The sequence below is a fragment of the Pseudomonas sp. FYR_5 genome (assembly GCF_043106315.1).
Lineage (GTDB): Bacteria > Pseudomonadota > Gammaproteobacteria > Pseudomonadales > Pseudomonadaceae > Aquipseudomonas > Aquipseudomonas putida_Y.
This window is the reverse complement of record NZ_JBICMK010000068.1, coordinates 1-9,117: the sequence shown is the minus strand read 5'-3', so window position 1 is coordinate 9,117 and position 9,117 is coordinate 1. Positions and strand designations below refer to the sequence as shown.

Genomic DNA, 9,117 nt, shown 5'->3' with positions numbered 1-9,117 from the left:
CGGTAGCGGCGACAACGGTGAACGGCGGGTGGAGATTGGCCAGCAGGGCCGGCCCTTTCGCGGGTAAACCCGCGCCTACGACGACCGGCGCCCAATCACCGACCTGTGTCCACCACCAATCCGGCGTAGGAGCGGGTTTACCCGCGAATACGGTAGCGGCGGCAACGGTGAACAGCGGGTGGGGATTGGCCAGCAGGGCCGGCCCTTTCGCGGGTTTACCCGCGAATACGGTAGCGGCGGCAACCGTGAACAGCGGGTGGAGATTGGCCAGCAGGGCCGGCCCTTTCGCGGGTAAACCCGCTCCTACGAGGGCCTGCGCCCAACCACCGACCTGTGTCCACCACCGATCCGGCGTAGGAGCGGGTTTACCCGCGAATACGGTAGCGGCGGCAACGGTGAACGACGGGTGGAAATTGGCCAGCAGGCCTGGCCCTTTCGCGGGTAAACCCGTTCCTACGACGGCCTGCGCCCAACCACCGACCTGTGTCCACCACCAATCCGGCGTAGGAGCGGGTTTACCCGCGAATACGGTAGCGGCGGCAACCGCGAACAGCGGGTGGAGATTGGCCAGCAGGGCCGGCCCTTTCGCGGGTAAACCCGCGCCTACGGGCGACCGCGCAGGCGTTTCGAAGTTTGAGCAAGGCAGTTGTCCCTACGCGAGTTGATCAGCCCGGGATTTTCAGGCCACGCTGCACGGCTGGCCGTTCGAGGAAATTCGCCAGCACGCGCTGCACTTCCTTGAACTGGTCGAAGCCCACCAGGTCACGGGCGTTGTAGCGCTCCACCAGGTTACGCACCCAAGGGAAGATGGCGATGTCGGCGATGCTGTATTCCTCAGCCATCCACTGCCGACCTTCTAAATGCCGATCCAGCACGCCCAGCAGCCGCTTGGACTCGTTGACATAGCGGTCACGCGGGCGCTTGTCTTCATATTCCTTGCCAGCAAAGAAATGGAAGAACCCGACCTGGCCGAACATCGGCCCGATGCCGCCCATCTGGAACATCAGCCACTGCAGGGTCTGATAGCGCTGGGCGGGGTCCTGGCTGAGCAGCTGGCCGCTCTTCTCTGCCAGGTACTGCAGGATCGCCCCCGATTCGAACAGCGGCAGCGGCTGACCGCCCGGCCCGTTCGGGTCGAGGATGGCAGGGATCTTGTTGTTCGCGCTGAGCGAGATGAATTCGGGGCTCAATTGGTCATCATTGTCGAAGCTGACCCTGTGCGCCTCGTAAGCCAAGCCAATCTCTTCGAGCATGATCGACACTTTCACCCCGTTGGGCGTCGGCAGCGAGTACAACTGCAGGCGTTCGGGATGTTTGGCGGGCCATTTGCGAGTAATGGGGAAAGCACTGAGATCGGTCATGATCAACCTTGCCAAGGGAATGAACCTGTCACTCTAGAGACATCCCCAGCCGCTGACCATCACCGACCACTCATCAGCGTTAACAGCTCAGGCCTGGCCGTGGGCCTTGAGCTTGAGCTTTTCGGTATCGACGCGGACAAACACGGAGTCGGCAGTCACAGTCAGTACATCCTCTGCCCAGACTTCGCAGATGACCCGGCTCTTGCGCCCCACTTCACCTTCGACACGCGCCTTGAGCAACAGCTCGACGCCCATCGGCGTAGGTTTCAGGTAGGTCAGGTTGAGCGTGCCGGTAACGCAGTCGATACGCGGCAGGCTGCCCGGCTCGCGGCCTTCGTTACGGTAGTGGTAGGCCATCGCCGTCCAGTTGGAGTGGCAGTCGACCAGCATCGCCAGCAGGCCACCGTAAACCAGGCCAGGCCAGCCGATGAAGGTGCTGTCGGGCGAGTGTCGGCACACCAGATGAACACCGTCGGCGTCCCAGTGGCTTTGCAGGTGCAGGCCGCTGGGGTGGGAACAGCCGCAGCCGTAGCAGGTACCCTCAGGCGCCGCGAGGGCTTGAAGGGAAAGTGTGTGATCAGTCATACGCTTCCTGTGCTTGTTGGAATGGGGGCGCGCAACGCCCCCATTAAAGCAGAAACATCAGGCCGTCTGGGCAACCATCTTGGCACGCCGCTGGGTCAGCGAAACCAGCAGGATGAACGCGGTCACCCCAGCGGTCATCAGCGTTTCGTAGCGGTAGGCATCGCTGAACAGCATGTAGCCCAGCACCATGACGATGGTGCCGATCACCAGCCAGGTCAGCCATGGGAACAGCCACATCTTCAGCTCCAGCGGGCGCCCTTCACGTTCGGCACGGGCACGCATGCGCAGCTGCGACACGGCAATGACCAGGTACACCAGCAAGGCGATGGCGCCAGTGGTCGACAGCAGGAAGCCAAACACCTTGCCCGGGAACACGTAGTTGACGAAGCAGCCTGCAAAACCTGCCAGGGTGGAGAAGATCACCGCTACGGTCGGCACGCCGGAACCGGAGATGCGCTTGGTCACGCTAAGCGCCTGACCACGAGCGCCAAGCGAATAGAGCATGCGCGACGCGGTGTAGAGCCCCGAGTTCATGCAACTTGTCACTGCCACCAGCACCACCAGGTCAACCAGCAGCTTGGCGCCCGGCACGTTCAGCACTTCCAGTACACGCTGGAACGACCCTACCGCTTTCAGCTCGGGGTCGTTCCAGGCCACCAGCGACACCACCAGGAAGATCGACGCCAGATAGAAGATGGCGATGCGGTACACCACCAGGTTGGTGGCGCGGCGAATCTTGTCTTTCGGGTTGGCGGTCTCGTCAGCCGCGATGGTGACAATTTCGGCACCGAAGAACGAGAAGATGGTGATCAGTACGCCCCCAAGCACCGTCCCGAAGCCATTGGGCATGAAACCACCGCTGTCCCACAGCCGGCTGACCCCGGACACCTCCGCCAGCGGCCAGAAGCCGAACACAGCCAAGGTGCAGACCCCGATGAAGCCAATGATTGCGACCACCTTGACCAGCGCGAACCAGTACTCGAAGGCACCGAAGTTCTTCACGCTGACCAGGTTGGTGCAGGACAGCACCAGCATGATCAGGAAAGCGAACAGCCAGGAGGGCACCCCAGGGAAGTAGGCATGCAGGATGTCAGCACCGGCGATGGCCTCCACCGGAATGATCAACACCCAGAACCACCAGTACAACCAGCCGATGGTAAAGCCCGCCCAAGGGCCAATGGCTTCCGTGGCGTAGGTGGAAAATGAGCCGCTGTTGGGGTTTGCGATGGCCATTTCACCCAGCATGCGCATCACCAGCAAGACCAGCAGGCCAGTCATGGCGTAGGAGATGAGGATGGCCGGGCCGGCGGTGGCAATGGCGTTGGAGGACCCGATGAACAACCCGGCGCCGATGATGCCGGCAATGGAGATCATGGAAACCTGACGGGAAGTCAGGCCGTGCTGCAGTGAGCGCTGTTTCTTGTTGTCTTGCGAAGCCATGAAGAACCCTCGAATGGGTCGGCCGCAGCAAAGCGGCTGAAGGTCTGAGCAGAATTCTTATAAATTTCTGATGTGTGTTGTTGTTGTTTTTTGCAGATGACCGAAGCGGGTATTGACCTCCTCTTCGCATGACCGGTTGTAATCGTTGATCCAGGTCAGTATTAATCTATAGGCCGGGGTCAACAAACGACCTTTTCGAACCACATAATTCCTTTATGGAATGAACTCCTTCCTTTTTTGCTCGGTATTCGCCCGTCATGTCCAAACGCCTGATGCCTTCGACCACCGCCCTTCAGTGCTTCGAAGCGGCCGCCCGCCACCTCAGCTTCACCCGCGCGGCCCAGGAACTGCACCTGACCCAGAGCGCCGTCAGCAAGCAGGTCGCGCAGCTTGAGGACATGCTCTCGCACTCGCTGTTCCAGCGCATTCGCCGGCGCCTGCACCTGACCCCGGCCGGCGCGCTGTACCTCACCGAAGTGAACAAGATCCTCACCCAGATCGACATATCCAGCCGCTACATCCTCAGCTACGGCGACGAAACCGAAGTGCTGCGCATCGCCACCCAGCCGACCTTCGGCGCCCGCTGGCTGGTGCCCAGGCTCAAGGGTTTTGGTGACCGCTACCCACGGATTCACCTGGATGTGCGCAACGAGCTAGAGCCATTCGACCTGGTACAGGCCAAGGCTGACGTCGCCTTTTTCTTCGGCCAGGGCACCTGGCCCGGGGCGACCTGCATCGAGTTGTTCAGCGAAGAAGTGGTGCCCGTGTGCAGCCCGCAACTGCTGGCCAGCCACCGTTTCGACAGCGCCCAGGCGCTGACTGAGCACCGGCTGTTGCAATGCGTGTCGCGGCCGGAGGCCTGGCACGAGTGGTTCCTGGGGCTTGGGCTGCATAGCCAGAACAGCTACCACGGGCCGCGCTTCGACACGTTCTACCTGTGCATCCGCGCCGCCATCTCCGGCTGCGGCATAGCCTTGATTCCCCGCTATCTGGTGGCCGAAGAGCTGAGCGAAGGCAAGCTGGTGGTGGCCTGGGACCACCCTGTGGCAAGCAACGGGAGGCACTTCATTGCGCATGCCGAGCATGCGGCCGAAGTGCCCAAGATCAGAGCCTTTGTGCAGTGGATCCGGGAACGGGTGGCTGAAGGGGATTGATTTGACCTGCCCCGGCCTCTGGTAGGAGCGGGCTTGCCCGCGAAGAGGCCGGCACAGCCAACCCAAAAAACCGGCCAGATCACGAATCCATGGAATGACCGCAATCGAATAATTCGTTTGCGGAATAACCTGCCGACACGCTTGGATAATAAGAAACTCGAACAAGGTCCGCGTGCCCCATGAACCAGGAAAGTATCAGCCAATCCATTGCCATCGTTCACCCGATCACACTTTCCCATGGCCGTAATGCCGAAGTCTGGGACACTGACGGCAAACGTTACATCGACTTCGTCGGCGGTATCGGCGTGCTCAACCTGGGCCATTGCAACCCCGCTGTAGTCGAGGCCATCCAGGCTCAGGCCACCCGCCTGACCCACTATGCCTTCAACGCGGCCCCTCACGGCCCGTATCTGGCACTGATGGAGCAACTGAGCCAGTTCGTCCCGCTCAGCTACCCACTGGCCGGCATGCTCACCAACAGCGGCGCGGAAGCGGCGGAAAACGCCCTGAAAGTGGCCCGTGGCGCCACCGGCAAACGTGCCATCATCGCTTTCGACGGCGGTTTCCATGGACGCACCCTGGCCACCCTGAACCTCAATGGCAAGGTCGCCCCCTACAAGCAGCGGGTCGGCGAGCTGCCCGGGCCGGTGTACCACCTGCCCTACCCCAGCGAGGATACCGGGGTTACCTGCGAGCAGGCGCTCAAGGCCATGGACCGTCTGTTCAGCGTCGAGCTGGCGGTGGAGGACGTCGCAGCGTTCATCTTCGAGCCGGTGCAGGGCGAAGGCGGCTTCCTTGCCCTGGACCCGGCCTTCGCCCAGGCCCTGCGCCGCTTCTGCGACGAGCGCGGCATCCTGATCATCATCGACGAGATCCAGTCGGGCTTCGGCCGTACCGGCCAGCGCTTCGCGTTTCCGCGCCTGGGCATCGAACCCGACCTGCTGTTGCTGGCCAAGAGCATTGCTGGCGGTATGCCGCTGGGTGCAGTGGTCGGGCGCAAGGAATTGATGGCGGCGCTGCCCAAGGGCGGCCTGGGGGGCACCTATTCAGGCAACCCGATTGCCTGTGCGGCGGCCCTGGCCAGCCTGGCGCAGATGACCGACGAAAACGTTGCAACCTGGGGCGAACGGCAGGAACAGGCCATCGTCAGCCGCTATGAGCGCTGGAAGGCTTCGAGCCTGAGCCCGTACATCGGCCGCCTGACCGGCGTGGGCGCCATGCGAGGGATCGAGTTCGCCAATGCCGATGGCAGCCCGGCACCGGCACAACTGGCCAAGGTGATGGAGGCCGCCCGAGCCAAGGGCCTGCTGCTGATGCCCAGCGGCAAGGCGCGGCACATCATTCGCCTGCTGGCTCCGTTGACCATCGAGGCCGAGGTGCTCGAGGAAGGGCTGGATATCCTCGAGCAGTGCCTGGCAGAACTGAACTGAGGCTTACAGGCCGAGTTCTTCCGGGGTAAGCATGTCGGACTCGAAGGCGATCCAGCCGCCTTCCAGTTCGGCATGGCCGTTGACGATCGGGCCGTAATAGGTCAGGCCATTCTCCAGGGTTACGCAAATGTGCGTGGCCGGTTTCTCAGGGGCCGCGAGCGTACCGACGAAATGCACCTTCTTCAGGGTTTCGGTCACCGCTTCCAGGCCCACGCGCATCTTGGGGTTTTCCGAGGCTTCGGTATCTCCGCCACGGTCTTCGGCGCTGATGGTCACGGTGGCGATGTACGGGTACTTGGTGCTCAAGCGGGGTTACCTCGGTGGGTGTATAGGCGTATGGGCGCGTAGAGTACGGCAGGCAGTCTCTGTTGTCTCTACTGGCCTGTTCGCGGGAACGCCCGCTCCCACAGGGATCGCATGTTGCTTGGGGTATGCGGGGCACCTGCAACAGGTGATCTGAATGCCCCGATCTGTTAGGGTGCCCGCCGATGCACGCCACACCACACGAGGATCCCGAGTGAGCGCCGAAGAACCCCTGATCGCCGACCTGTTCGAAGTCGACAAACGCCTGTCCCTCAAGCCCGTCGTGGACTTCAACAGCTACCTGCGCAACGCCTTCGGCGAGGGCCCATGCCACTGCCACCGCTGCGTAGAAGGCGCCGACCAAAGCACCTACAGCCACGCGCACAACTTCACTTTCGAAGGCCGCCAGTGGCACCGCCGGTTCGCCAGCACCGCCGGCAGCGACGTCGCCCAGGTGTTGAAAAAAGCCTGGCTGTCTTACACCAAGGCTGATCTCACCCTGATCGGTGCGCTGGACCTGACCGCCCTCAAGACCTTTACCGAGGCCGCCCTGCACGCGCGCCTGCTGGCCTTGCTGCCGGCCAGCGGCCTGGCCCGCGAAGTGGATGGCCAGTGGATGCTGCAAGCCCAAGCCGACTGACGGCCCGGCGGCAGGGCAGGATTCCACCGGTCTGCTAACTTGGTGGAATCCGCCCACCCACAGGTAGTCTGCCATGGCCCGCACAACGCCCATTGAGCTGTACCGCAATATCGGCATCGTCGCCCACGTGGATGCCGGCAAGACCACGACCACCGAGCGAATCCTGTTCTACACCGGGGTCAACCACAAGATGGGCGAAGTGCACGATGGCGCGGCGACCATGGACTGGATGGCCCAGGAGCAGGAACGCGGCATCACCATCACTTCGGCGGCGACCACGGCGTTCTGGCAAGGCTCGACCAAGCAGTTCGCCCACAAGTACCGTTTCAACATCATCGACACCCCAGGCCACGTCGATTTCACCATCGAGGTGGAGCGCTCATTGCGCGTGCTCGATGGCGCGGTCGTGGTATTCAGCGGCGCTGACGGCGTCGAGCCGCAGTCCGAGACCGTCTGGCGCCAGGCCAACAAGTATCACGTGCCACGCCTGGCCTACATCAACAAGATGGACCGCCAGGGTGCCGACTTCCTGCGCGTGGTCAAGCAGATCGATCAACGCCTGGGGCACCACCCGGTGCCCATCCAGCTGGCCATCGGTAGCGAAGAGCACTTCATTGGCCAGATCGATCTGGTGAAGATGAAGGCCATCTACTGGAACGATGCCGATCAGGGCACCAGTTACCGCGAAGAAGATATTCCAGCCGATCTGCAGGAGCTTGCCGACAAATGGCGCGCGCACATGATCGAAGCTGCGGCCGAGGCCAATGACGAGCTGACCATGAAGTTTCTCGATGGCGAGGAGCTGAGCATCGAAGAGATCAAGGCCGGGTTGCGCCAGCGCACCATTGCCAACGAAATCGTGCCCACCATCCTCGGCTCATCGTTCAAGAACAAGGGCGTGCCGCTGATGCTCGACGCTGTGATCGACTACCTGCCCGCCCCGTCGGAAATTCCGGCAATCAAGGGCACCGACCCCGACGACGAAGAAAAGCACCTGGAACGCCACGCCGACGACAATGAACCGTTCTCGGCACTGGCCTTCAAGATCGCCACCGACCCGTTCGTCGGCACCCTCACCTTCGCCCGGGTGTATTCCGGTGTGCTCAGCTCCGGCAACGCGGTGCTCAACTCCGTCAAGGGCAAAAAAGAGCGCATTGGCCGCATGGTGCAAATGCACGCCAACCAACGCGCTGAAATCAAGGACGTGTGCGCCGGCGATATCGCCGCACTGATCGGCATGAAGGACGTGACCACCGGCGATACCCTGTGCGACATGGACAAGCCGATCATTCTCGAACGCATGGACTTCCCCGACCCGGTGATTTCCGTAGCAGTGGAGCCAAAAACCAAAGCCGACCAGGAAAAAATGGGGATCGCGCTGGGCAAGCTGGCCCAGGAAGACCCCTCATTCCGCGTGCGTACCGATGAAGAGACCGGCCAGACCATCATCTCGGGCATGGGCGAGCTGCACCTGGACATCATCGTCGACCGCATGCGCCGCGAGTTCAACGTCGAGGCCAACATCGGCAAGCCACAGGTGGCCTACCGCGAGAAGATCCGCAACACCTGCGAGATCGAGGGCCGCTTTGTTCGCCAATCCGGCGGCCGCGGCCAGTATGGCCATTGCTGGATCCGTTTCGCCCCCGGTGATGAAGGCAAAGAAGGCCTGGAGTTCATCAACGAGATTGTCGGCGGCGTGGTACCGCGCGAGTACATCCCGGCCATCCAGAAGGGTATCGAGGAGCAAATGAAGAACGGCGTGCTTGCCGGCTACCCACTGATCAACCTCAAGGCCGCCGTGTTCGACGGCTCGTACCACGATGTCGACTCCAACGAGATGGCCTACAAGATCGCCGCGTCGATGGCCACCAAGCAGTTGTCGCAGAAAGGTGGCGCAGTGTTGCTGGAGCCGGTGATGAAGGTTGAGGTGGTGACGCCGGAGGAGTACCAGGGCGACATCCTCGGCGACTTGAGCCGACGTCGCGGCATGATCCAGGACGGTGATGAAACGCCGGCTGGCAAGGTGATCCGTGCCGAAGTTCCGCTGGGCGAAATGTTCGGCTACGCCACCTCGATGCGCTCGATGACCCAGGGCCGGGCAAGCTTCTCGATGGAGTTCACCCGCTATGCCGAGGCGCCGGCGAGCATTGCCGACGGCATCGTCAAGAAGAGCCGCGGAGAGTAAGCAGCTCTCCTGTGCCGGC

8 protein-coding genes are annotated in these 9,117 nt (G+C 62.2%); 4 read left to right on the top strand and 4 right to left on the bottom strand.

Translation table 11 applies throughout. The annotated features are described in order from the left end of the window. Nucleotides 1–665 precede the first annotated feature (665 nt). The 3 genes from ACF8RA_RS11115 to ACF8RA_RS11105 all read right to left on the bottom strand — a co-directional run bounded on the left by ACF8RA_RS11115 (nucleotide 666) and on the right by ACF8RA_RS11105 (nucleotide 3,386). On the bottom strand, nucleotides 666–1,361 hold the full coding sequence (locus ACF8RA_RS11115) for a glutathione S-transferase N-terminal domain-containing protein (protein ID WP_176682227.1): 696 nt from the start codon (nucleotides 1,359–1,361) through the stop codon (nucleotides 666–668). A gap of 87 nt (nucleotides 1,362–1,448) precedes the next feature. Then, nucleotides 1,449–1,946: a PaaI family thioesterase gene (locus tag ACF8RA_RS11110; RefSeq protein WP_003251394.1), complete on the bottom strand. Its 498-nt coding sequence runs from the start codon at nucleotides 1,944–1,946 to the stop codon at nucleotides 1,449–1,451. A gap of 57 nt (nucleotides 1,947–2,003) precedes the next feature. Beyond that, nucleotides 2,004–3,386 (bottom strand): amino acid permease, encoded by a 1,383-nt coding sequence (locus ACF8RA_RS11105; protein WP_176682226.1) that lies wholly within the window; start codon nucleotides 3,384–3,386, stop codon nucleotides 2,004–2,006. A 257-nt stretch (nucleotides 3,387–3,643) separates the two neighbouring features. Here ACF8RA_RS11105 and gcvA point away from each other — a divergent pair, with 257 nt between their 5' ends. Together gcvA and ACF8RA_RS11095 are read left to right on the top strand one after the other, a co-directional pair. Then, the gene (gcvA, locus tag ACF8RA_RS11100; protein ID WP_003251398.1) at nucleotides 3,644–4,540 is read left to right on the top strand and encodes a transcriptional regulator GcvA; all 897 of its coding nucleotides are present in this window, start codon (nucleotides 3,644–3,646) and stop codon (nucleotides 4,538–4,540) included. A gap of 179 nt (nucleotides 4,541–4,719) precedes the next feature. Beyond that, a complete protein-coding gene (locus ACF8RA_RS11095; RefSeq protein ID WP_392461678.1) occupies nucleotides 4,720–5,970 on the top strand; it encodes an aspartate aminotransferase family protein in 1,251 nt (416 codons plus the stop codon). Between the two features lie 3 nt (nucleotides 5,971–5,973). On the opposite strand, the gene ACF8RA_RS11090 is transcribed toward ACF8RA_RS11095, so the two are convergent. After that, complete coding sequence (locus tag ACF8RA_RS11090) at nucleotides 5,974–6,276, bottom strand: hypothetical protein (protein ID WP_012051778.1); 303 nt, start codon at nucleotides 6,274–6,276, stop codon at nucleotides 5,974–5,976. A 211-nt stretch (nucleotides 6,277–6,487) separates the two neighbouring features. Here ACF8RA_RS11090 and ACF8RA_RS11085 point away from each other — a divergent pair, with 211 nt between their 5' ends. Both ACF8RA_RS11085 and fusA read left to right on the top strand, forming a co-directional pair. Further along, complete coding sequence (locus ACF8RA_RS11085) at nucleotides 6,488–6,913, top strand: hypothetical protein (RefSeq protein ID WP_392461676.1); 426 nt, start codon at nucleotides 6,488–6,490, stop codon at nucleotides 6,911–6,913. 73 nt (nucleotides 6,914–6,986) lie between these two features. After that, nucleotides 6,987–9,098, top strand: coding sequence for an elongation factor G (gene fusA / locus ACF8RA_RS11080; protein ID WP_392488125.1), 2,112 nt, complete (start codon nucleotides 6,987–6,989; stop codon nucleotides 9,096–9,098). The last annotated feature ends 19 nt before the right edge of the window (nucleotides 9,099–9,117 follow it).